20 protein-coding genes and 1 tRNA gene are annotated in these 21,934 nt (G+C 61.2%); 9 read left to right on the top strand and 12 right to left on the bottom strand.

All coding sequences use genetic code 11. The annotated features are described in order from the left end of the window. Positions 1-7: 7 nt before the first annotated feature. A tRNA-Arg gene (locus BLU37_RS17105) sits at positions 8-84 on the bottom strand. A 289-nt stretch (positions 85-373) separates the two neighbouring features. On the opposite strand from BLU37_RS17105, the gene folD reads away from it, so the two are divergent. Then, positions 374-1,228: a bifunctional methylenetetrahydrofolate dehydrogenase/methenyltetrahydrofolate cyclohydrolase FolD gene (gene folD, locus BLU37_RS17100; RefSeq protein ID WP_010445786.1), complete on the top strand. Its 855-nt coding sequence runs from the start codon at positions 374-376 to the stop codon at positions 1,226-1,228. 109 nt (positions 1,229-1,337) lie between these two features. Here the strand turns inward: folD and cysS are convergent, their stop codons facing one another. Continuing rightward, the gene (cysS, locus tag BLU37_RS17095; RefSeq protein ID WP_090206856.1) at positions 1,338-2,720 is read right to left on the bottom strand and encodes a cysteine--tRNA ligase; all 1,383 of its coding nucleotides are present in this window, start codon (positions 2,718-2,720) and stop codon (positions 1,338-1,340) included. An 18-nt stretch (positions 2,721-2,738) separates the two neighbouring features. After that, on the bottom strand, positions 2,739-4,436 hold the full coding sequence (locus tag BLU37_RS17090) for a glutamine--tRNA ligase/YqeY domain fusion protein (RefSeq protein ID WP_090206853.1): 1,698 nt from the start codon (positions 4,434-4,436) through the stop codon (positions 2,739-2,741). A 229-nt stretch (positions 4,437-4,665) separates the two neighbouring features. Between BLU37_RS17090 and BLU37_RS17085 the strand changes: the two genes are divergently transcribed. Further along, the gene (locus BLU37_RS17085) at positions 4,666-5,169 is read left to right on the top strand and encodes a peptidylprolyl isomerase (RefSeq protein WP_010445783.1); all 504 of its coding nucleotides are present in this window, start codon (positions 4,666-4,668) and stop codon (positions 5,167-5,169) included. Then, entirely contained in the window at positions 5,166-5,915 is a 750-nt protein-coding gene (gene lpxH / locus BLU37_RS17080) for a UDP-2,3-diacylglucosamine diphosphatase (protein WP_090206850.1), read from the top strand. The genes BLU37_RS17085 and lpxH overlap by 4 nt, the downstream gene beginning before the upstream one ends. 113 nt (positions 5,916-6,028) lie before the next feature. Here the strand turns inward: lpxH and BLU37_RS17075 are convergent, their stop codons facing one another. The 4 genes from BLU37_RS17075 to BLU37_RS17060 form a co-directional block, all read right to left on the bottom strand. Continuing rightward, positions 6,029-7,558, bottom strand: a complete 1,530-nt coding sequence (locus BLU37_RS17075; RefSeq protein WP_010445781.1) for a DHA2 family efflux MFS transporter permease subunit — start codon at positions 7,556-7,558, stop codon at positions 6,029-6,031. Positions 7,559-7,621: 63 nt separating this feature from the next. After that, positions 7,622-8,824, bottom strand: coding sequence for an efflux RND transporter periplasmic adaptor subunit (locus BLU37_RS17070; protein ID WP_090206848.1), 1,203 nt, complete (start codon positions 8,822-8,824; stop codon positions 7,622-7,624). Between the two features lie 15 nt (positions 8,825-8,839). Continuing rightward, positions 8,840-10,309, bottom strand: a complete 1,470-nt coding sequence (locus tag BLU37_RS17065) for an efflux transporter outer membrane subunit (RefSeq protein WP_090206846.1) — start codon at positions 10,307-10,309, stop codon at positions 8,840-8,842. Then, positions 10,299-10,781 carry a MarR family winged helix-turn-helix transcriptional regulator gene (locus BLU37_RS17060; protein ID WP_090206842.1) on the bottom strand — a complete coding sequence of 161 codons (483 nt, stop codon included), beginning with the start codon at positions 10,779-10,781 and terminating at the stop codon, positions 10,299-10,301. Before BLU37_RS17060 ends, BLU37_RS17065 begins: the two co-directional genes overlap by 11 nt. Positions 10,782-11,089: 308 nt before the next feature. Here BLU37_RS17060 and BLU37_RS17055 point away from each other — a divergent pair, with 308 nt between their 5' ends. Together BLU37_RS17055 and BLU37_RS17050 are read left to right on the top strand one after the other, a co-directional pair. Further along, the gene (locus BLU37_RS17055; protein ID WP_090206839.1) at positions 11,090-11,272 is read left to right on the top strand and encodes a type II toxin-antitoxin system HicA family toxin; all 183 of its coding nucleotides are present in this window, start codon (positions 11,090-11,092) and stop codon (positions 11,270-11,272) included. 23 nt (positions 11,273-11,295) lie between these two features. Further along, positions 11,296-11,700 carry a type II toxin-antitoxin system HicB family antitoxin gene (locus tag BLU37_RS17050; protein ID WP_029379372.1) on the top strand — a complete coding sequence of 135 codons (405 nt, stop codon included), beginning with the start codon at positions 11,296-11,298 and terminating at the stop codon, positions 11,698-11,700. Here BLU37_RS17050 and miaE read toward each other — a convergent pair. Continuing rightward, the gene (miaE, locus tag BLU37_RS17045; RefSeq protein ID WP_090206836.1) at positions 11,697-12,302 is read right to left on the bottom strand and encodes a tRNA-(ms[2]io[6]A)-hydroxylase; all 606 of its coding nucleotides are present in this window, start codon (positions 12,300-12,302) and stop codon (positions 11,697-11,699) included. The genes BLU37_RS17050 and miaE overlap by 4 nt on opposite strands. Positions 12,303-12,518: 216 nt before the next feature. Here miaE and BLU37_RS17040 point away from each other — a divergent pair, with 216 nt between their 5' ends. Continuing rightward, positions 12,519-13,379: a universal stress protein gene (locus tag BLU37_RS17040; RefSeq protein WP_090206833.1), complete on the top strand. Its 861-nt coding sequence runs from the start codon at positions 12,519-12,521 to the stop codon at positions 13,377-13,379. Positions 13,380-13,383: 4 nt separating this feature from the next. Here the strand turns inward: BLU37_RS17040 and BLU37_RS17035 are convergent, their stop codons facing one another. Beyond that, positions 13,384-13,851, bottom strand: coding sequence for a DUF1289 domain-containing protein (locus BLU37_RS17035; protein WP_090206831.1), 468 nt, complete (start codon positions 13,849-13,851; stop codon positions 13,384-13,386). 454 nt (positions 13,852-14,305) lie between these two features. Between BLU37_RS17035 and acnB the strand changes: the two genes are divergently transcribed. Then, positions 14,306-16,906 (top strand): bifunctional aconitate hydratase 2/2-methylisocitrate dehydratase, encoded by a 2,601-nt coding sequence (gene acnB, locus BLU37_RS17030; protein ID WP_090206828.1) that lies wholly within the window; start codon positions 14,306-14,308, stop codon positions 16,904-16,906. A gap of 64 nt (positions 16,907-16,970) precedes the next feature. Here acnB and queF read toward each other — a convergent pair whose 3' ends face one another. Together queF and copI are read right to left on the bottom strand one after the other, a co-directional pair. Continuing rightward, positions 16,971-17,801 carry an NADPH-dependent 7-cyano-7-deazaguanine reductase QueF gene (gene queF, locus BLU37_RS17025; RefSeq protein WP_090206826.1) on the bottom strand — a complete coding sequence of 277 codons (831 nt, stop codon included), beginning with the start codon at positions 17,799-17,801 and terminating at the stop codon, positions 16,971-16,973. A gap of 81 nt (positions 17,802-17,882) precedes the next feature. After that, on the bottom strand, positions 17,883-18,413 hold the full coding sequence (copI, locus tag BLU37_RS17020) for a copper-resistant cuproprotein CopI (RefSeq protein WP_090206822.1): 531 nt from the start codon (positions 18,411-18,413) through the stop codon (positions 17,883-17,885). Between the two features lie 155 nt (positions 18,414-18,568). On the opposite strand from copI, the gene BLU37_RS17015 reads away from it, so the two are divergent. Together BLU37_RS17015 and BLU37_RS17010 are read left to right on the top strand one after the other, a co-directional pair. Continuing rightward, positions 18,569-19,249, top strand: coding sequence for a heavy metal response regulator transcription factor (locus BLU37_RS17015; protein WP_010445770.1), 681 nt, complete (start codon positions 18,569-18,571; stop codon positions 19,247-19,249). Next, on the top strand, positions 19,249-20,610 hold the full coding sequence (locus BLU37_RS17010; protein ID WP_090206820.1) for a heavy metal sensor histidine kinase: 1,362 nt from the start codon (positions 19,249-19,251) through the stop codon (positions 20,608-20,610). Before BLU37_RS17015 ends, BLU37_RS17010 begins: the two co-directional genes overlap by 1 nt. Before the next feature lie 58 nt (positions 20,611-20,668). On the opposite strand, the gene BLU37_RS17005 is transcribed toward BLU37_RS17010, so the two are convergent. Then, positions 20,669-21,913, bottom strand: a complete 1,245-nt coding sequence (locus tag BLU37_RS17005; protein WP_090210959.1) for a lipoprotein-releasing ABC transporter permease subunit — start codon at positions 21,911-21,913, stop codon at positions 20,669-20,671. Positions 21,914-21,934 lie beyond the last annotated feature (21 nt).

Below are 21,934 nucleotides of genomic sequence, written 5' to 3'. Positions count from 1 at the left end.
TGCCTAATGGCGCACCCGGCAGGACTCGAACCTGCGACCATCCGCTTAGAAGGCGGATGCTCTATCCAGCTGAGCTACGGGCGCCTTATTAATTTGTACTCTACTATGACTACAAACTAAGAGCTTCAATCTTGCTGAGCTAGACTCTAACATCCGCCTATTCAGCTCGACCTTCTCAACCAGTGCTAGGCTGTGCCCGACAAGTGCGACGAATGTTATAGACGAGCCGGAAAGTCGTCAACTCTTTTTTGAAAAAAATTTAGAAATATAAAGGAGTTAGGGGAATATCCAGACCAAGCGCCTTTGCCCTCGCGCCTTGGCGTGCGAGAATGTGCGCTCTTTTTCCACCCCTTTCGATGGTTAATCACGCGTCATGACAGCACAACTAATCGACGGCAAGGCGATCGCCGCTCGTCTGCGCCAGCAGATCGCTCAACGTGTCGCCGAGCGTCGCCAGCAGGGTCTGCGTACGCCAGGCCTCGCGGTGATCCTGGTCGGCAGCGATCCTGCCTCCCAGGTTTATGTCTCGCACAAACGCAAGGACTGCGAAGAGGTCGGCTTCATTTCGCAAGCCTATGACCTGCCTAGCGAAACCACGCAACAGGCGCTGACCGACTTGATCGACCGCCTGAATGACGACCCGAGCATCGACGGCATTCTGCTTCAGTTGCCCCTGCCCGAGCACCTCGATGCCTCCAAACTGCTGGAACGCATTCGTCCGGACAAGGATGTGGACGGTTTCCATCCTTATAACGTCGGACGCCTGGCCCAGCGTATACCGCTGCTGCGCCCCTGCACCCCGAAAGGCATCATGACCCTGCTGGAAAGCACCGGTGCCGACCTGTACGGCATGAATGCGGTGATCGTCGGCGCGTCCAATATCGTTGGCCGGCCCATGGCGATGGAACTGCTGCTGGCGGGCTGCACCGTGACCGTGACCCACCGCTTCACCAAGGACCTGGCCGGCCATGTCGGTCGTGCCGACCTGCTGGTGGTAGCCGCCGGCAAGCCGGGCCTGGTCAAGGGCGAGTGGGTCAAGGAAGGTGCCATCGTCATCGACGTCGGCATCAACCGTCAGGAAGACGGCAAGCTGGTGGGCGATGTGGTCTACGAGACCGCCCTGCCCCGCGCCGGCTGGATCACGCCGGTCCCGGGCGGCGTCGGCCCGATGACCCGCGCCTGCCTGCTGGAAAACACCTTGTATGCGGCTGAGTCGCTGCACGCCTGATCGGTGACAGCAGTAAAAAACAAAGGCACCTTCGGGTGCCTTTGTTGTTTCTCGCACCCCATAAACAAAAACCCGCACAAGGCGGGTTTCTGTTTATTCAGCACACGGCTCAGTCAGCCAGACGCCAGGTGGTACCGCCCTTGCCGTCTTCCAGCACCACGCCCATGGCGGTGATCTGGTCGCGGATACGGTCGGATTCGGCCCAGTCCTTGTTGGCTCGCGCCGCCAGGCGCGCCTGGATCAACGCCTCGACCTGCGCCGCATCGACACGCCCTGCGGCACCCGCCTGCAGGAACTCGTCGGCCTCCAACTGCAACACGCCGAGCACATCAGCCAACTGCTTGAGACGTGCCGCCAGCCCTGCCGCCGCTTCGACATCGATGTCGCGCAGACGGTTGATCTCGCGCACCATCTCGAACAGCACCGCGCAGGCTTCGGGCGTGCCGAAGTCGTCGTTCATTGCCTGGGTGAAACGCTCGACGAACGCCTCGCCACCAGCCGCCGGCACGTTCGGCAGACCTTTCAACGCATGGTAGAAACGCTCCAGGGCGCCCTTGGCGTCCTTGAGGTTGTCTTCCGAATAGTTGATCGCGCTGCGGTAGTGGCTCGACACCAACAGGTAACGCACGACTTCCGGATGGTACTTGTCGAGCACGTCGCGAATGGTGAAGAAGTTGTTCAAGGACTTGGACATCTTCTCGCCATTGATGCGGATCATGCCGCAGTGCATCCAGGCATTGGCGTAGGTCTTGCCGGTGGCCGCCTCGCTCTGGGCGATCTCGTTCTCGTGGTGCGGGAACTCCAGATCGCTGCCACCACCATGAATGTCGAACGTCTCGCCCAGGCAGCAGGTCGACATCACCGAGCATTCGATATGCCAACCCGGACGGCCGGCGCCCCACGGCGACTCCCAACTCGGCTCACCCGGCTTGGCGGCTTTCCACAGGACGAAGTCCAGCGGATCCTGCTTGGACTCGTCGACCTCGATCCGCGCACCGATACGCAGGTCTTCGATCTTTTTGCGCGACAGCTTGCCGTAACCCATGAACTTGCCAACGCGGTAGTACACGTCGCCATTGCCCGGTGCGTAGGCGTAACCCTTGTCGATCAGGGTCTGGATCATCGCGTGCATGCCAGCGATATGGTCGGTGGCACGCGGCTCCATGTCCGGCTTCTGGATGTTCAGCCGTGCTTCATCCTCGTGCATCGCGGCGATCATGCGTTCGGTCAACGCCTCGAACGACTCGCCGTTCTCGTTGGCCCGATTGATGATCTTGTCGTCGATGTCGGTGATGTTGCGCACATAGGTCAGGTCATAACCACTGAAACGCAGCCAGCGGGTCACCAGGTCGAAGGCAACCATGCTGCGGCCGTGGCCCAGGTGGCAGAAGTCGTACACGGTCATCCCGCAGACGTACATGCGCACCTTGTTGCCATCCAGCGGCTTGAAGACTTCTTTGCTCTTGGTGAGCGTGTTGTAGATCGTAAGCACGTTAATTCCTTGACTGAATCACTGACCCCAGGAGTCGCGCAGGGTCACGGTACGGTTGAATACCGGGGCGCCTGGTTTCGAGTCCTTGATATCCGCGCAGAAGTAGCCTTCGCGCTCGAACTGGAAACGGTCTTCCGGCTGTGCGTTGCCCAACGAAGGTTCGGCACGACAACCGGTGAGGACCTGCAGGGAGTCAGGGTTGATGTTGTCCAGGAAACTGGCGCCGTCTTCGGCCTTCTCCGGGTTCGGCGAGCGGAACAGACGATCGTACAGGCGCACTTCGCACTCGACGCTGGCCGCCGCCGGCACCCAGTGGATCACGCCCTTGACCTTGCGACCCTCGGGGTTCTTGCCCAGGGTGTCCGGGTCGTAGGAGCAACGCAGTTCGACGATATTGCCCTCGGCGTCCTTGATCGCTTCGTCGGCACGGATCACGTAGCTGCCGCGCAGGCGTACTTCGCCGGCCGGCTCAAGGCGCTTGTAGCCCTTGGGCGGCTCTTCCATGAAGTCGTCACGATCGATGTAGATCTCGCGGGCGAACGGCAAGTGGCGAACCCCCATGTCTTCCTTCGGATGGCAAGGCAGCTCGAGGTTCTCGACCTGACCTTCCGGGTAGTTGGTAATCACCACCTTCAACGGACGCAGCACGCACATGGCGCGCGGCGCACTCTGATCGAGGTCGTCACGGATGCTGAATTCGAGCATGCCGAAGTCCACCACGCCGTCGGAACGGTTGGTGCCGACCATCTCGCAGAAGTTGCGGATGGATTTGGGCGTATAGCCGCGACGACGGAAGCCCGACAGGGTCGACATGCGCGGATCGTCCCAACCGTTGACGTGCTTCTCATCCACCAGTTGCTTGAGCTTGCGCTTGCTGGTGATGGTGTAGTTCAGGTTCAGCCGCGAGAATTCGTACTGGCGCGGCTTGCACGGCACCGACAGATTGTCCAGGAACCACTCGTACAGCGGGCGATGGCTTTCGAACTCCAACGTGCAGATGGAGTGGGTGATGCCTTCGATGGCATCCGACTGGCCGTGAGTGAAGTCGTAGATCGGGTAGATGCACCACTTGTCACCGGTCTGGTGATGGTGAGCATGGCGAATACGATAGAGGATCGGGTCGCGCAGGTTCATGTTCGGCGAAGCCATGTCGATCTTGGCCCGCAGCACGCGCTCGCCATCCTTGAACTCGCCGGCTTTCATGCGGGCGAACCAGTCGAGGTTTTCCTCGACCGAACGATCGCGGAACGGGCTGTTCTTGCCAGGCTCGGTCAGGCTGCCACGGTATTCCTTGGCCTGCTCGGGAGTCAGGTCATCGACATAGGCCTTGCCGGCCTTGATCAGCTCGACGGCCCAGTCGTGCAACTGGTCGAAATACTGCGAGGCGTAGCGCACTTCGCCGGCCCACTGGAAGCCCAGCCACTTGACGTCGCTTTCGATCGCGTCGATGTATTCCTGATCTTCCTTGGCCGGGTTGGTGTCATCGAAACGCAGGTGCGTGACGCCACCGAACTCCTGGGCCAGGCCGAAGTTCACACAGATCGACTTGGCATGGCCGATGTGCAGATAACCGTTGGGCTCAGGCGGAAAACGCGTGACGATCTGGGTGTGCTTGCCCGAATCCAGGTCGGCCTGAATGATCGGGCGCAGGAAGTTGACCGGGACAGCGGGGCCGGTCTTGGCGTTCGAAGTAGGGTCGACAGTGGGCTTGCTCATAAGATCCTTGGACGTAACAAGTGCGGGGCCCGGATAGGCCGTGTCAATCAAAACCCCTATCATAGCCGAACCCGTCAAGCCCCTGACAGGGCCATCTTTTAATACCGGCGGTATAAAAACCCTCGAAATGCCCGGCAAGCACGTTAAACTCCCCGCCCAGGTTGTGACGCGGCCCTTCGACGGGCCCGGCCACCGTTCCACGAATTCCCTGAATAGAGCGATAGCTACCATGACTCAAGTCAAACTGACCACCAACCACGGCGAGATCGTCCTCGAACTGAACGCCGAGAAAGCTCCGCTGACCGTTGCCAACTTCGTTGAGTACGTCAAGGCTGGCCACTACGAGAACACCGTATTCCACCGCGTCATCGGCAACTTCATGATCCAGGGCGGCGGTTTCGAGCCTGGCATGAAGGAAAAGAAAGACAAGCGCCCAAGCATCCAGAACGAAGCTGACAACGGCCTGCCGAACGAGAAATACAGCATCGCCATGGCCCGCACCATGGAGCCGCATTCGGCTTCCGCGCAGTTTTTCATCAACGTCACCGACAACAGCTTCCTCAACCACAGCGCCAAGACCGTGCAAGGCTGGGGTTACGCGGTATTCGGCAAAGTGATCGCCGGTACCGAAGTGGTCGACAGCATCAAGGGCGTTGCGACCACCATGAAAGCAGGCCATCAGGACGTACCGGCAGAAGACGTGATCATCGAGAAAGCCGAGATCATTGAGTGATACTGCTGATTTCAGACTTGCATCTGGAAGAGGAGCGCCCGGACATCACCCGGGCGTTTCTGGATTTCCTCGCTGGACGCGCCCGTTCGGCACAAGCGTTGTACATCCTTGGCGACTTCTTCGAAGCCTGGATCGGCGACGATGCCATGACCCCCTTCCAACGTTCGATCTGCGCGGCACTGCGCGAGGTCAGCGATGGCGGCACCCCGATTTTCCTGATGCACGGCAATCGCGATTTCCTGCTCGGCAACGCCTTCTGCAAGGCGGCCGGAGCCACCTTGTTGAAAGATCCAAGCGTGGTGCAGATCAATGGCGAGCCCGTGCTGTTGATGCATGGCGACAGTCTGTGCACCCGCGACGAGGCCTACATGCGCCTACGGCGCTATCTGCGCAACCCCATCACGCTATTCATTCTGCGGCATCTGCCACTGAGCACCCGGCACAAACTGGCGCGCAAGCTGCGCAGTGAAAGTCGGGCCCAGACCCGCATGAAAGCCAACGACATCGTTGACGTGACCCCCGAGGAAATCCCGCGGATCATGCAGCAATATGGCGTACACACCCTGATCCACGGCCACACCCACAGGCCGGCGATTCACAAGCTGCAACTGGGCACCCAGGCGGCGAAACGCATCGTGCTGGGCGATTGGGATCACCAGGGTTGGGCCTTGCAGGTGGATGAGCAGGGATTCCAGTTGGCCCATTTCGACTTCCCACCACCGCCGGCACTCCCTCTGCTGGATTGACTGAGCCGCTAAAAGCTTCGCGGGCAAGCCCTGCTCCTACAGGACGGCACCGTTATTGAATACGATGCCACCTTGCAGAAGCAGGGCTTGCCCGCGAATAGACCTGACGGGACTTAATGCCCGGCAGCCTCCGGCCCGGCCTTGGCAGCGAACGGTGGCTTGGCCAGCCACACCAACAGCATCAAGGCCATGAACATCCAACCCAGCAAGGTGAAATAGTCCACCGTCGACAGCATGTACGCCTGACTGCTGAGGATCTGGTCCAATTGACTGTAGGCCTGGCTCCCTGCGCCCCCGAGATTGTTCAACGCCTCACGCGTCGCCGGATCGAACGGGGTAATGCTTTCACTCAGGTAAGCATGATGCTGATCCGCCCGGCGAATCCAGATCCAGGTGGTCAGCGACGCGGCAAAACTACCGCCGAGCGTACGCAGGAAGGTCGCGAGGCCAGCACCGTCGGCAATCTGCTGCGGCGGCAGGTCGGACATCAGGATACTCAAGGTCGGCATGAAGAACAGCGCCACGCCGATCCCCATGAACAGTTGCACCAGCGCCACATGTTCGAAGTCCACCTCATTGGTGAACCCGGCGCGCATGAAGCAGCTCAGGCCAATCGCCAGGAATGCCAGCCCGGCCAGCAGACGCAGATCGACCCGGTTGGCGTATTTCCCGACGAAGGGTGACATCAGCACCGGCAGAATACCGATCGGCGCCACAGCCAACCCCGCCCAGGTCGCGGTGTAGCCCATCTGGGTCTGCAGCCACTGCGGCAGGATCAGGTTGATCCCGAAGAACCCGGAATAACCGAGCACCAGCACGAGGGTGCCGATGCGGAAGTTGCGATAGGCGAACAGGCGCAGGTTGACCACTGGATGCTCGTCGGTCATTTCCCAGATCACGAACGCCGCCAGCGCGACCACCGAGATCACCGCACCGATAATGATGAAGTTCGATTCGAACCAGTCCAGGTCATTGCCCTTGTCGAGGATCACCTGCAGCGCGCCGACACCGATAATCAGGGTCAGCAGACCGACATAATCCATCGGCTGGCGGCTGATCTCCACCGGCCGCGCCTTGAGCTGCTGACGGACCACCATGGCGGCAAAGATGCCGATCGGCACGTTGATGAAGAAGATCCACGGCCAACTGTAGCTGTCGGTGATCCAGCCACCGAGGATCGGTCCGGCAATCGGCGCGACCACCGTGACCATCGCCAGCAACGCCAGGGCCATGCCTCGTCGCGCCGGCGGATAGACCGCGATCAGCAGCGTCTGGGTCATCGGGTACAGCGGTCCGGCCACCAGCCCCTGAATCACCCGGAAGCCCACCAGCTCGGGCATCGAAGTGGAAATCCCACAGAGAAACGAGGCCAGCACGAACAACAGGGTGGCCCAGATGAACAGTTTCACCTCACCGAAGCGCCGGCTCAGCCAGCCAGTCAGCGGCAGAGCGATGGCGTTGCTCACGGCAAACGAGGTGATGACCCAGGTGCCCTGCTCCGAACTCACGCCCAGGTTGCCGGAAATGGTCGGCAATGCCACGTTGGCGATGGTGGTGTCGAGCACCTGCATGAAGGTCGCCAGCGACAGGCCGATGGTACTGAGCAACAGGCTGGGCGGGGAAAATGATGCGTTCGAACTCATCGCGAATCCTTGGGTACGAGGCAGGCGCTGCGACCGCCAGGGTCGCAGCCGGGGATTGGCGACTCAGCGCTGTGCGGTCTTGGTCGGCATAGCGCTGTTTTCATGGATCAGGCGACTGATTACCGCATCGGCGGCGGCCAGTTGCTGCTGATAGACATTGGTGGTGAACGAAGCTTTCTGCGGCGGTTGCTGAGCCAGTACCGGGCCGCTCTGGTCATGCAGATCGACCTCGACCTGGGTCGACAAACCGACCCGCAGCGGATGCCTGACCAGCTCTTCGGCATTGATGTGGATGCGTACCGGCACCCGCTGGACAATCTTGATCCAGTTGCCGGTGGCGTTCTGCGCCGGCAACAGGGCAAAGGCGCTGCCGGTACCGGCGCCCAGGCTGTCGATGGTGCCGCTGTACTTCACGTCGCTGCCATACAGATCAGCCTCGATATCCACCGCCTGACCGATACGCATCTGGCGCAATTGGGTTTCCTTGAAGTTGGCATCGATCCACAGTTGATCCAGCGGAATCACCGCCATCAACGCCGCGCCCGGCTGCACGCGCTGGCCGAGCTGCACGGTGCGCTTGGCGACATAACCGGTCACTGGCGCCACCAGCGTACTCCGGGCGTGCGCCAGATAGGCCTGACGCAGTTGCGCAGCGGCGGCCTTCACATCGGGATGGTTGGAGACCACGGTGTCGTCGACCAATGCGTTGCTGCTGTTGAGTTGCTGCTGGGCGTTGCTCAAGGCGCTCTGGGCCGAGGTCAGGTCGTCACGGGCATGGGACAGCTCCTCCTGGGAGATGGCCCCGCTGGCGGCGAGATTCTTGCGGCGGGTGAAGTTTTCCTGGGCCTTCTGCACGGCCGTCTTCTGCGCGACGACCTGAGCCTTCATGCCATCGACATTGCTGTACAGACCCCGCACCTGGCGCACGGTCTTGGCCAGATTGGCCTCGGCGCTCTGCAGGCCGACCTGGGCGTCGCTCGGATCGAAGTTCACCAGCACCTGACCCTCATGGACCAGGTCGCCGTCATCGGCGCCAATACTGACCACCGTGCCGGTCACCTGCGGCGTGATCTCCACCACGTTGCCATTGACATAGGCGTCGTCGGTGCTTTCGCTCCAGCGGCCGTACAGTTCATGCCAACCCCAGACCGCCAGGCCGCTGAGCACGACCACCAGGGCGAGCACGAGCAACATGACCTTGCGTTTACGGGAGTTGGTCGCGCCAGAATTGTTTTCAACTGCATTTTCTTGGGCAGGGGTAGCCATGACAAGTACCTTGAATTAATGAGTCTGTGCGGCCGGGCTCGACGCACCGAGGGCAATGTTCTCGGCGTGGAATCCGCCGCCGAGGGCCTGCATCAGCTGAATGGAAAGGTCGATCTGCTGGGCATTCAATTGCGCCAGTTGGCGCTGGGCCTGCAGCAGGGTCTGCTCGATAGTCAGCACATCCACGTAGTTGCCGATGCCAGCGCCATAACGCTGAACCACGGTGTCGTAAGACTGCTGGGCGATATCGGCGGCATGCTGCTGGACGGCGATCTGCCGGGCGATCTCGCGTGACTGCTGGATCGTGTCGCTGACATCCCCCAGCGCCTTGACCAGGCTCTGGTTGTACTGCGCCACCGCCAGGTCGTAGTCGGCGTCCTTGGCATCGAGCCCGGCGCGCAGACGACCGCCATCAAAGATCGGCAGCGAAAGGCTCGGCCCGACGTTGAAGAAACGGCTGGCCGAGCCGAATAGCGCATCACCCAACACAGCCTCGGTCCCGGCTGCAGCGCTCAGGTTGAGGTTCGGATAGAAGCGCGTCTTGCCGGCAGCGATGTCCTTGCCCGCGGCCTCGACCCGCCAGCGCGCAGCCACCAGATCGGGACGCCGCCCCAGCAGTTCCGCAGGCAAGCTCGAAGGCAGCGCAATCACTGCAGGCTGGAGAATGTGCGGCCGGGCCAGCTCATTGCCACGGTCCGGGCCTTTGCCCAGCAGCACCGCCAAGGCGACCTTGGCACTCTGCAGTTGCTTGCGCGCATCAATCACCTGCGCCTCGGAGCTGGCAGCCAGACTTTCGGTCTGCTGATACTGGTAATGGCTGTCGATCCCGGCACTCAGCCGGCGCTGACCCAGTTCGAGCATCTGCCGGGTGCGCTTGAGGTCATCGTTGGCCAGGTCATGGATGATATAGGCCTCACCCAGGTTGCTGTAGGCCCTCGCCACATCGCCGGCCAGGGTCAGGCGCGCGGCCTGCTGGTCGACCTCGGCGGCTCGCGCCTGGCCGAGTGCGGCTTCCCAGGCGTCACGCTGACCGCCCCAGAGGTCGAAGGTGTAATTGAAATTCATGCCCAGCGTGCGCACGGTGCCGTAAGCGTCGCCCTGCCCTCTCGGGTCCTGGTCCCGTGACAGGCGGGAGCGGGTCACCCCGGCGCTGGCATCGAGGGTCGGCATCCGCTCAGCATCGGCGGCATAGGCTGCGGCGCTGGCCTGATGGGTCCGAGCACTGGCGACCTGCATGTCCGGGCTGTCATGCAGGGCCTCCTGGATCAGCCCGTCAAGCTGTGGATCACCGAGACTTTTCCACCAGTCGCTTGAAGGCCAGGCCGCCGCTGACAGCGTGATGCCCTTGAGCGACTGCTCGGCCTTGAGATTCTTTGCATCTAGGCTAACGCCAGAAGTCGTCAGGCCCTCATAACTGGCACAGCCCGCCAGGGCCATCGCCAGAAACACCAGACTGAAACCGCTGCGCAAGGTCTTACCGTTCATTTTGTTCACCCAGCCGCTGCAGGGTGATCGAGTCACCGGCTGCCAGCAAAATCTTCTTGAGAATGTTCTCCAGGGTCTGCAACTCGTCCCGGGTGATCGCGCCGGTCAATTCGTTCATGGCCTCGGCACCGATCTCCGGCAGCCGATCCGTCAGCGCCTGGCCCTGCGTTGTCAGCACCAGGCGCACCTGGCGCCGATCACCCTCGGAGCGCTGACGAACGAGCAATTCCTTCTGCTCCAGGCGGTCGAGCATTCGCGTCATGGAACCGCTGTCGATCGACAGGTAGCGGCACAACTCGGCCGGCGAGTCGACGGCCAGTTGGGCCATGATGATCAACACCTTGAACTGCGCCGCAGTGATGCCGTACGGCACCATGTGGGTGTCGATGATCCGGTCCTTGAGCAGCGCCGTACGCCCCAGGAGCAGGCCGAGATGGCAACTGAGAAAGTCTTTGGGCAGAAAATGTTTCATAGAATCACCAAAAAGCTGCCTAGGCAGATAGTTGGCTGAATATTACTGCCTAGGCAGCCAATGTCAAAGAAAATTGTTAGCAAGCTTTTCAATAAATCGATGGAAGGAACGGGCAAATAGCCCATAGCAATAAAAAGCAACGGGATTAGATGAAAACGAGCTGAACGACGACCCCGCCGCCTCATCTCGACTGAGCGCAAGACGAGCGGCAGCATCCTCACAAAGATAACTCTAGACACACCTTTAAAATCGCTGTCTGATAGAGCGACAGCTAGGCTTCCTTGACAGACCTGATCAAGGAGTCAAGGGTGAAAAGCAGGGATTTGATCGCCGAACTGGAGGCCGCGGGCTGGATGCTGCAACGAATAAGAGGCAGTCATCATGTTTTCGTACACGAGAAAAGCCCTCACTCGATTCCCGTACCGCATCCCAAAAAGGATCTGCCACTCGGGACCATCAGAAGCATAAAGAAACGGGCGGGCCTGCTATGAACCTGCTCGCACAGGAGAACATCATGCAATATCCCATCGCCATCGAATGGGGTGATGAAAGCACCGCAATCGGCATACAGGTTCCAGACATTCCGGGTGCCGTGACCGCCGGCGACACCTTTGAGGAAGCCTACAACGCTGCCATCGAGGTCGCCCATATCATGCTCGAAGAAATCGCATCCAACGGTGAGCCGGTACCGATGCCGTCATCATCCTTTGCCCACAGAAAGAACCCCGATTTCGCCGAAATGGGCTGGGGCATGCTGGAAATCGATATCTCGCCCTACCTGGGCAAGACCGAGAAGGTCAATGTCACCCTTCCCGGCTTCGTGATCCAGCGCATCGACCGTTATGTGCGAGACCACCGGATCAAGAGTCGCTCGTCCTTCCTGGCCGATGCGGCACTGGAAAAGCTGGTCCGCGCTTAAGCGGCAGGGACACCGCTGTGGAAACGGAACTCGACGTCCGGTGACTCGATCAGTTCCTGCTCGACCGCCCGGACCTTCTCGATAACCCGGGCGATGTCCCCGGCTTCACCATACTGGTAGGCCAATTTCAGATAACCCTGGAAATGCCGGGCTTCGCTCTTGAGCAGGCCGAAATAGAACTTGCCCAGATCCTCATCCAAATGCGGCACCAGCGCCTCGAAACGCTCGCAACTGCGGGCTTCGATAAAGGCCCCGACCACCAGCGTATCCACCAGCTTCACCGGCTCGTGGTTACGCACGACCTTGCGCAGGCCCGACGCGTAGCGACCGGCAGAGAGCTGCCGCAAGTCGATCCGGCGACGCTTCATCAAGCGCATCACCTGCTCATGGTGCACCAGTTCTTCGCGCGCCAACCGCGACATCATGTTGATCAGGTCGACATGGGAGTGGTATTTGGCGATCAGGCTCAGGGCCGTGCTCGCCGCCTTGAACTCGCAGTTCTTGTGATCGATCAGCAGGGTTTCCTGGTCGGCCAACGCTGCCTGCACCCAGGCATCCGGTGTCCGGCAGCCGAGAAAATCATGAATTTCCGGCAGGTTCACAGAAACGCTCCCGACAGTGCGCAGCGAATGGGGTCGAACAACGAAAGAATCGGCAACATGGGGCTCACAGGGGATCAGGCAACTCAAGGTCGCCGATTATACGGGTCCCGGGGCGGACCACCAGCCATCTGCCTTGATATGCATCAAGTCCGTGGCGAGCGCTGTGCAACTATAGTTAGGTCATGCCACCTTCGAACCTCTGGGAGCACGCTGACCATGCAAGCCATCCGCAGCATTCTGGTGATACTCGACCCCGATCACGCCCACAGCCTGGCACTCAACCGCGCCAAACTGATCGCCAAGGTCACGGATGCCCACCTGCATCTGCTGATGTGCGATCCCCGGCATGATCACAGCGCCCTGCTTTCACTGCTCAAGAGCCAACTGCATGACGATGGCTACAGCGCCACTGCGGAGCAGGCCTGGGACAAGACCCCGCACGACACCATCATCGGCGTGCAACAGGCAGAAGGCTGCGGCCTGGTGATCAAGCAGCATCGACCCGACAGTGCGCTGAAAAAGGCGCTGCTGACACCTTCGGACTGGAAGCTGTTGCGCTTCTGCCCCTGCGCGGTACTGATGGTCAAGACCGAAACGCCCTGGACCGACGGCGTGATTCTCGCGGCGGTAGACGTCGGCAATTCGGACGAAGGGCATCGGCATCTGCACGCCAATATCATCGACCATGGCTATGACATCGCCAGTTTGGCCAAGGGCCACCTGCACGTGATCAGCGCCCACCCCTCGCCCATGCTCTCGGCCGCCGACCCGATCTACCAACTGCGGGAAACCATCGAGGGGCGTTATCGCGAACAGTGCCGGGCATTCCAGGCGGAATTCGATGTCGATGACGAGCGCCTGCATATCGCTGAAGGCCCGGCGGATGTGCTGATCCCGCACATGGCCCACAAGCTGGGCGCGGTGGTCACCGTGATCGGCACGGTGGCCCGTACCGGGATCGCGGGGGCGCTGATCGGCAATACCGCCGAAGTGGTCCTGGATTCACTGGAGAGCGACGTACTGGTACTCAAGACCCAGGAGATCACCGATCACCTGGAGGAACTGGCCAGAGGCTGAGGGCTTAACCCAACGCTTCCTTGAGAAAGCCCGGGGCGATGTAGCGCTCGTAGTGCGCCTCGGACAAGAGGAAAAATTCCCGATCGATGGCATCGCGCAGTTCCGGTAGTGCCCAGTCGCGAAACTCCGGCAACAACACCATCCCATAGGCCTCCAGCTGGTTGATCACCCGCGCGCCACGCGCAATCAACTGATAGGCCCAGCAATATTCCGACTGGTGGGGCACGAAGCGGATCTTGCGGCTTTCCAGTTGCTGGCGCAGCTTCTGCGGGTCGAACACTTCCAGCTTGGCCACCATCACCTGCACCAGCAACTGCTCCAGGCGCAACCACACCGCACGCTTCTGCGCTTCGTCGTAGCCGTTCCAGTGGATCACTTCATGGTGGAAGCGCTTGCAGCCGCGACACACCAGGTCACCGTAAACAGTGGAGCAGAGGCCGACGCAAGGGGTCTTGATAGTCTGATTGGGCATGGGCTGGGGAAACGCGCAGAAGCAAAACAGGTCCGCATGTTAGCCCTTTGTCTAACAAGGGTCACCCCCGAACCTGTAGGGCTTAACTTACCTTTCTTCGGAATATGCCGTAGAATCAGTCTGCCTTTTTAGGCGCCAATGTCCGTTGGAAGCTGTTTTCAAAGCGTCACGAGCACAGTTTAGGGTGGAGTCAGTCGCAAGACGCTTCATCCGCCGGGTGTCTATCACCCGCACCCTGAAGAACGACGTTGGCACGGGAATTTCCGCCCGGAAGTTCTCGCGCCGACCCTCATCTGCTCCGTTCCGAAGGCGTAAAACTTTGAAAACAGCTTCTGTTGGAAATCGCGGAAACTCTGGCTAAGCGGCCCAAAAAGCCCCACAGCGCATGAGCACCGTGCATTTCTGGATGAGCGTCCCGGACACCCATTTGGGACCACTGATGAGGGTAATAACTGTGCTTGAAGCCTACCGCAAACATATCGAAGAGCGCGCAGCCCTGGGTATCGTGCCCCAGCCGCTTAACGCCGAACAAACCGCAGGCCTGGTCGAGCTGCTGAAAAATCCCCCGGCTGGCGAAGAAGCTTTCCTCGTTGACTTGATCACCAACCGTGTTCCGCCTGGAGTGGACGAAGCTGCCTACGTGAAGGCCGGCTTTCTCTCCGCAGTCGCCAAGGGCGAAGCCCAGTCGCCACTGATCGACCGCAAGCACGCGACCGAGCTGCTCGGCACCATGCAGGGCGGCTACAACATCGAGACCCTGGTTGCCCTGCTCGATGACGCCGCACTGGCGCCGGTTGCCGCCGAGCAACTCAAGCACACCCTGCTGATGTTCGACGCCTTCCACGACGTGGCTGAAAAAGCCAAGGCCGGTAACGCACACGCCAAGGCCGTCCTGGAATCCTGGGCCGCTGGTGAATGGTTCACCGCCCGTCCAGCCATCGCCGAAAAATACACCCTGACCGTGTTCAAGGTACCTGGCGAAACCAACACCGACGACCTGTCCCCTGCCCCGGACGCCTGGTCGCGCCCTGACATCCCGCTGCACGCCCTGGCCATGCTGAAAATGGCCCGTGACGGTATCGAGCCAGAACAGCAAGGTGCCATCGGTCCGCTCAAGCAGATCGAAGCCGTCAAGGCCAAGGGCTTCCCGGTTGCCTACGTCGGTGACGTGGTCGGCACCGGTTCCTCGCGTAAATCCGCCACCAACTCGGTGCTGTGGTTCTTCGGCGACGACATCCCCTACGTGCCGAACAAGCGCGCTGGCGGTTTCTGCTTCGGCACCAAGATCGCCCCGATCTTCTACAACACCATGGAAGACGCCGGCGCTCTGCCGATCGAATTCGATTGCAACAACCTGGCCATGGGCGACGTCATCGACGTCTACCCGTTCAAGGGCGAAGTACGCCGCCACGACAGCAACGAACTGGTCACCACCTTCGAACTGAAAACCGAAGTGCTGCTGGACGAAGTCCGCGCCGGCGGCCGTATTCCGCTGATCGTCGGCCGTGGCCTGACCAGCAAGGCGCGTACCGAGCTGGGTCTGGCGCCATCGGACCTGTTCAAGACCCCGGAAGCTCCGGCTGCCAGCACCAAGGGCTTCACCCTGGCGCAGAAGATGGTCGGCAAGGCTTGCGGCGTCGAGGGCGTCCGTCCTGGCACCTACTGCGAACCGAAGATGACCACCGTCGGCTCCCAGGACACCACCGGTCCAATGACCCGTGACGAACTGAAAGACCTGGCGTGCCTGGGCTTCTCCGCCGACCTGGTGATGCAGTCCTTCTGCCACACCGCGGCCTATCCGAAGCCGATCGACGTCAAGACCCACCACACCCTGCCCGACTTCATCATGACCCGTGGCGGCGTGTCCCTGCGTCCAGGCGACGGCATCATCCACAGCTGGCTGAACCGCATGCTGCTGCCTGACACCGTCGGCACCGGTGGCGACTCCCACACCCGCTTCCCGATCGGTATCTCCTTCCCGGCCGGTTCCGGTCTGGTTGCCTTCGCTGCGGCCACCGGCGTCATGCCGCTGGACATGCCTGAGTCGGTACTGGTTCGCTTCAAGGGCAAGCTGCAGCCTGGCATCACCCTGCGCGACCTGGTTCACGCCATCCCTTACTACGCGATCCAGCAGGGTCTGCTGACTGTCGAGAAGAAAGGCAAGAAGAACATCTTCTCCGGCCGTATCCTGGAGATCGAAGGCCTGAACGAGCTGACCGTCGAACAAGCTTTCGAACTGTCCGACGCCTCGGCCGAGCGTTCCGCTGCCGGTTGCACCATCAAGCTGCCGGAAGAAGCGATCGCCGAATACCTGAAGTCGAACATCACCCTGCTGCGCTGGATGATCGGCGAAGGCTACGGCGACGCCCGCACCATGGAGCGTCGCGCTCAAGCGATGGAAGCCTGGCTGGCCAAGCCGGACCTGCTGGAAGCGGACAAGGACGCCGAGTACGCCGCGATCATCGAAATCGACCTGGCCGACGTCAAGGAGCCTGTGCTCTGCGCGCCGAACGACCCGGACGACGCCCGTCTGCTGTCCACCGTTGCCGGTGACAAGATCGACGAAGTGTTCATCGGTTCGTGCATGACCAACATCGGTCACTTCCGCGCTGCCGGCAAGCTGCTGGACAAGGTCAAAGGGGGTATCCCTACCCGTCTGTGGCTGGCTCCGCCAACCAAGATGGACGCCCACCAACTGACCGAGGAAGGCTACTACGGCATCTACGGCAAGGCCGGTGCACGCATGGAAATGCCAGGCTGCTCGCTGTGCATGGGTAACCAGGCACGTGTGCAGACCGGTTCGACCGTGGTGTCCACTTCGACCCGTAACTTCCCGAACCGTCTGGGTGACTCCACCAACGTCTACCTGGCTTCGGCCGAGCTGGCGGCGGTCTCGTCGATTCTCGGCAAGCTGCCGACTGTCGAGGAGTACATGGAGTACGCGAAGAACATCGACAGCATGGCTGCCGACATCTATCGCTACCTGAGCTTCGACCAGATCGCCGAGTTCCGCGACGCCGCGGCCAACGCGAAGATCCCGGTCGTTCAAGCCTAAGCGATAACGCAATAGAAAAAGCCCCGACTAGTCGGGGCTTTTTCATTTCTGGGCGGGGGCTTGCCTACTGGCGAACCAGTCGCTGGTTCTGGAACGCCACCGACTCGGTACTGCGGTACGGGTTGATATCCAGCCCGCCACGGCGCACATAACGCGCATACACCGTCAATTTCTCCGGCTTTAGCAACCGCTGCAGGTCGAGAAATATCCGCTCCACACACTGCTCATGGAAGTCCGAGTGCTGGCGAAAGCTCACCAGATACGCCAACAGGCTGGCATGATCCAGAGCCGCGCCACGGTACTCGACCACCACGCTGCCCCAATCCGGCTGACTGGTCACCGGGCAGTTGGACTTGAGCAGATGGCTGTGCACGCTCTCCTCAACCACTCGCGACGAATCGCAGCGCAACAACTCGGGCCGCGGATGGGCATAGTCGCTGACACTGATATCCAGCTCATCGATGCACACGCCAGGCAAGGCCACCACGCCCTCGGCCTGCACCTCGCTCAGGGGGCGGATACGCACGCCCACCGGCTTGCCCGCCGCCGCCGACAGATCGGCGCGCAACACCGCCTCCAGACTCGGGATATCGGCGAACGGCGTCTGGTTCAGCGAGTTGAGGTAAAGCTTGAACGACTTGGACTCGATGATATTCGGCGAGTCGGCTGGAATGCTGAACTCACCAATGGCCACCACCGGCTTGCCGGACGGCAGCAGCCAGGACAGCTCGAAGCAGTTCCAGAAATCCACGCCCTGGTAGGGCAAGGTATCGGCGCTCAGCCCCAGCTCGGCCCATTTCGCGGCGCGCGGAATCGGGAACAGCAAGGAGGGCGTGTAAGTGGCGATGTATTCACTGGACTTGCCCAGCGGCGAATGTTCGGCTGCGGGATGCATAACGAAAACCTGAAAGAATGAACCCGCCAAGTCTATCGGGTTTACGCCCGGCTTTCAGCGTGCAGAAGCCAGCGACCTGCCTCAAGGGTCAATTTTCAGCTGACCGACCATGCCCGCCTGATAGTGACCGGGAATATTGCAGGCAAACTCGAGCGTGCCGGCCTTGCCGAAGGTCCAGGTCAGCTCGGCGGTCTTGCCCGGCTCCACCAGCACGCTGTTGGGATCGTCGTGCTTCATCATACCGTGATCCATGCCGCCACCCGCCATATTGGAATGATCCATCGCCGGCATCTGCATACCGGTCGGCGTCAACATGCCGCTTTGCTGCATCTTGAGCATTTCCTGCTGGTGCTCGGCATGCGTCGAGGCCTCGCCCAGATTGAACTCATGCAGCAACTGACCCTTGTTGACCAGCACGAAACGCACCGTCTCGCCGGCCTTGACCTCCAGCGCCTTGGCATCGAAGGCGATATCGGTCATGGTCACTTCGATCGTGCGGGTCGCCTTCGAGGCCGGAGCCGGCTGGCCGAAGTCATAATGCCCGGCTGGCGAGGCCCAGGCCACGGAACTCAACAGCAGACCGGCCAGCGCCAAGCCATTACGTGCAAACATGGTCACACTCCAACGGAATAGGATTCACTCTGTGCCAGACTGTAAAGCCGCGCCGCTGCCGCCAGGCTGACGGACAGATTACAACTTTGTCAGCTTGGGCCGGAACAGCCGGGCTGGCGGTATAACGTTACCGTTCCATTTGCCACGAGCCCTCCATGAAACTGCTGATCGTCGAAGACCAAGCGAAAACCGGCCAATACCTGCGCCAGGGCCTCAACGAGGCCGGCTTCAACTGCGAACTGGTGGCGGACGGCAGCAGCGGTCAGCATCTGGCGTTGACCGGCGATTACGACCTGCTGATTCTCGACGTCATGCTGCCCGGTCGCAACGGCTGGCAGATTCTCCAGGCGGTGCGTGCTGCCGGCCTGGAGATCCCGGTCCTGTTTCTCACCGCCCGCGACTCGGTCGAGGACCGGGTCCATGGCCTGGAGCTGGGCGCCGACGATTATCTGGTCAAACCCTTCGCCTTCTCCGAACTGCTGGCACGGGTCCGCAGCCTGTTGCGGCGCGGCGGCGGTACGGCCCAGGATACCAGCCTGCAGGTCGCCGACCTGCGCCTGGACCTGATTCGCCGCCGGGTCGAACGGGCCGGTCAACGCATCGACCTGACCGCCAAGGAATTCGCCCTGCTGGAAATGCTGCTGCGACGCCAGGGTGAAGTGTTGCCCAAATCGCTGATCGCCTCCCAGGTCTGGGACATGAATTTCGACAGCGACACCAACGTCATCGAAGTCGCCATCCGCCGCCTGCGGCTTAAGATCGACGATGCCCACCCGGACAAGCTGATCCATACGGTACGCGGCATGGGCTACGTCCTGGAGGAGCGGGCGTCGTGATGCGCCGCCTGTCCCTGGCCGGTCGCCTGGCCCTGCTGTTCGCCGCCTGCACCGCCACCGTCTCACTGGTGGCCGGCGTGCTGTTCAACCGTGCCAGCGAATCGCACTTCGTCGAACTTGACCAGCAGTTGCTCGATGGCCGCCTGGCCGAGTTGCGTAGCATCCTGGGCCAGGTGAACAGCCTCGCCGACTTCCAGACATTGCGCGAGCGTCTGCAGAACGAAATCAACCTGCGTCCCGACCTGGCCCTGAAAATCCAGGGCGCCGACGGCCAGCCGTGGTTCGACAGCGCCAATACTCTGCCAGGGAAACTGCCCACCCAAGCCGGACTGATCAGCCTGCAAAATGGCGCAACCGCCTACCGGCTCTTCAATGCACCGCTGAACCCCGGCCAGGCTGGATCTCCCGAACTGACCCTGATCCTCGACATCACCCACCACCAGCATTTCCTGCAGCGCATGCAGCAATTGATCTGGCTGACGGTCGGCCTCTCGGCGCTGGCCACCGCGCTGCTCGGTGCCTGGGCCGCTCGCAACGGCCTGCGCCCGCTCAGGCGCATGAGCGAAGTCGCGGGCAGCATCTCCGCCCACTCCCTGACGCCACGCCTCGACACCGCGCAAATGCCGACAGAGCTGGCCGAACTGGGCCAAGCCTTCAATGCCATGCTTGCACGCCTGGAAGACTCGTTTCAGCGGCTCTCAGCATTTTCCGCCGATATCGCCCATGAACTGCGTACACCGCTGTCGAACCTGCTGACCCACACCCAGGTCACCCTGACCCGCCCTCGTCCGCTCGAAGACTATCGCGAGGCGCTGCACAGCAATCTCGAAGAACTGCAATGGATGGCGCAACTGGTCAATGACATGCTGTACCTGGCCAAGGCCGACCATGGCCTGCTCAGCCCCAGGTTCGAAGCGTTGGAACTGGCCGACGAGGCCGATGTGCTGCTGGAGTTCTTTGCCCCGCTGGCGGAAGACAATCAGGTGCGCTTGACCCGTAGCGGCACAGCCAGCCTGCGCGGCGACCGGAGCATGCTGCGCCGGGCGTTGTCCAATCTGCTGGACAATGCGCTGCGCTTTACCCCGGCCGGGGGCGAGATTCTGGTGATCCTGGAGACGCTGGAGTCAGGGTTGCGCGTCAGCGTGCAGAACAGTGGCGAGGGGATTGCCGCCCAGTTGTTGCCGCGATTGTTCGATCGCTTCTATCGGGCGGATCCGGCACGCCACGAAGGGAGCAGCGAGCATGCCGGACTGGGACTGGCGATTACCCAGTCGATCGTACGGGCCCATGGCGGGCGGATTCATTGTGAATCGGAGGAAGGCTGGACGCGGTTCGTGATCGAGTTGCCGCGGCAGGTTTGAGGGCCTCTTCGCGGCGGCTTGTCGGGCCGCCGAACCGCCGCGAAAGCGGTACCCCGAATCACGAATAGCGCAGGGCCTGCGCCGGCTCGGTCTTCGCCGCACGATACGCCGGATAAAGCGTCGCCAGGAAGCTCATGATGAACCCGGCCGAACAGATCAGCAGCACATCGCCGCCCTGCAACTGCGAAGGCAGGTTGCTGACGAAGTACACGTCGGAACTGAAGATGTGCTGTCCGCTGACCCGCTCGATCCAGCCCACCAGCTCACTGACATTCAGCGCCGCAATCACCCCGAGTACGCCACCGATCAGGGTTCCGACAATACCGATCACCGTGCCCTGGACCATGAAAATTGCCATGATCTGCCGTGGCGTGGCGCCGATGGTGCGCAGGATCGCGATGTCAGCGCCCTTGTCGTTCACCACCATGATCAACGTGGCAATGATGTTGAACGCCGCCACCGCGACGATCATCAACAGCAACAGGCCGATCATGGTCTTTTCCATCTTCATGGCACTGAACAGGCTGCCTTGGGTATGGGTCCAGTCATCGGCCTTGTACCCGGCACCCAGCTCACCCGCGATGGCAGCGGATACCTGCGGCGCTGTATACAGGTCCTTGACCGCCAGGCGGACGCTCTGCACCTGATTCGGCTGCCAATGCTGGATCTGCGCCGCGTCGGCCATGTGGATCAACGCCATGGAACCATCCAGCTCGGCGCCGACCTTGAAGACACCGACCACGTTCAAGCGCTGCATGCGCGGGGTGATGCCGCCCGGATCGCTACTCACTTCCGGGACGATCAGGGTCAGCTTGTCGCCGACGTTCAGGCGGAAACGCCGCGCGGTGATGTCACCGATCACCACGCCGAACTCACCCGGTTTCAGGTCTTCCAGCTTGCCCTGGACGATATGCTGGGCAACGATCGACACCTTGCCTTCCTGGGCCGGATCGACACCGCTGATCTGGATCGGTTGCATCGACCCCTTGTATGACAGCATGCCGTCCATTTCAGTGAAAGGCACCGCCGCGGTGACCTCCGGGTTTTTCATCGCTGCGGCGGCCACCGGCTGCCAGTCATCGATGGGCTTGACCCCGACGATGGTCGCGTGAGGCACCATGCCGAGGATGCGCGATTGCATTTCCCGCTGGAAACCGTTCATCACCGACAACACCACAATCATCGCCAGCACGCCCAGGGCGAGACCGATCATCGAGGTCATCGAGATAAAGGAGACAAAACGGTTGCGGCGTTTGGCGCGGGTGTAACGCGCGCCGATGAAAATCGATAACGGTCTGAACATTCGCAGGCCACCGTAGAAAAT

This window comes from Pseudomonas asplenii (genome assembly GCF_900105475.1).
Classification (GTDB): domain Bacteria; phylum Pseudomonadota; class Gammaproteobacteria; order Pseudomonadales; family Pseudomonadaceae; genus Aquipseudomonas; species Aquipseudomonas asplenii.
Note: the sequence above shows the minus strand (reverse complement) of the source record. Positions and strands in the feature narration are given on the sequence as shown.

Excerpts from the sequence above, each read along its gene's own strand:
- BLU37_RS17005 (WP_090210959.1), bottom strand. The coding sequence starts at position 21,913 with ATGTTCAGACCGTTATCGATTTTCATCGGCGCGCGTTACACCCGCGCC.
- BLU37_RS17050 (WP_029379372.1), top strand. The coding sequence starts at position 11,296 with ATGCAATATCCCATCGCCATCGAATGGGGTGATGAAAGCACCGCAATC.
- BLU37_RS17085 (WP_010445783.1), top strand. The coding sequence starts at position 4,666 with ATGACTCAAGTCAAACTGACCACCAACCACGGCGAGATCGTCCTCGAA.
- queF (WP_090206826.1), bottom strand. The coding sequence starts at position 17,801 with ATGCATCCCGCAGCCGAACATTCGCCGCTGGGCAAGTCCAGTGAATAC.
- folD (WP_010445786.1), top strand. The coding sequence starts at position 374 with ATGACAGCACAACTAATCGACGGCAAGGCGATCGCCGCTCGTCTGCGC.
- BLU37_RS17075 (WP_010445781.1), bottom strand. The coding sequence starts at position 7,558 with ATGAGTTCGAACGCATCATTTTCCCCGCCCAGCCTGTTGCTCAGTACC.
- BLU37_RS17035 (WP_090206831.1), bottom strand. The coding sequence starts at position 13,851 with ATGCCCAATCAGACTATCAAGACCCCTTGCGTCGGCCTCTGCTCCACT.
- BLU37_RS17090 (WP_090206853.1), bottom strand. The coding sequence starts at position 4,436 with ATGAGCAAGCCCACTGTCGACCCTACTTCGAACGCCAAGACCGGCCCC.
- copI (WP_090206822.1), bottom strand. The coding sequence starts at position 18,413 with ATGTTTGCACGTAATGGCTTGGCGCTGGCCGGTCTGCTGTTGAGTTCC.
- BLU37_RS17015 (WP_010445770.1), top strand. The coding sequence starts at position 18,569 with ATGAAACTGCTGATCGTCGAAGACCAAGCGAAAACCGGCCAATACCTG.
- BLU37_RS17010 (WP_090206820.1), top strand. The coding sequence starts at position 19,249 with ATGCGCCGCCTGTCCCTGGCCGGTCGCCTGGCCCTGCTGTTCGCCGCC.
- BLU37_RS17065 (WP_090206846.1), bottom strand. The coding sequence starts at position 10,309 with ATGAACGGTAAGACCTTGCGCAGCGGTTTCAGTCTGGTGTTTCTGGCG.
- BLU37_RS17040 (WP_090206833.1), top strand. The coding sequence starts at position 12,519 with ATGCAAGCCATCCGCAGCATTCTGGTGATACTCGACCCCGATCACGCC.
- BLU37_RS17070 (WP_090206848.1), bottom strand. The coding sequence starts at position 8,824 with ATGGCTACCCCTGCCCAAGAAAATGCAGTTGAAAACAATTCTGGCGCG.
- BLU37_RS17060 (WP_090206842.1), bottom strand. The coding sequence starts at position 10,781 with ATGAAACATTTTCTGCCCAAAGACTTTCTCAGTTGCCATCTCGGCCTG.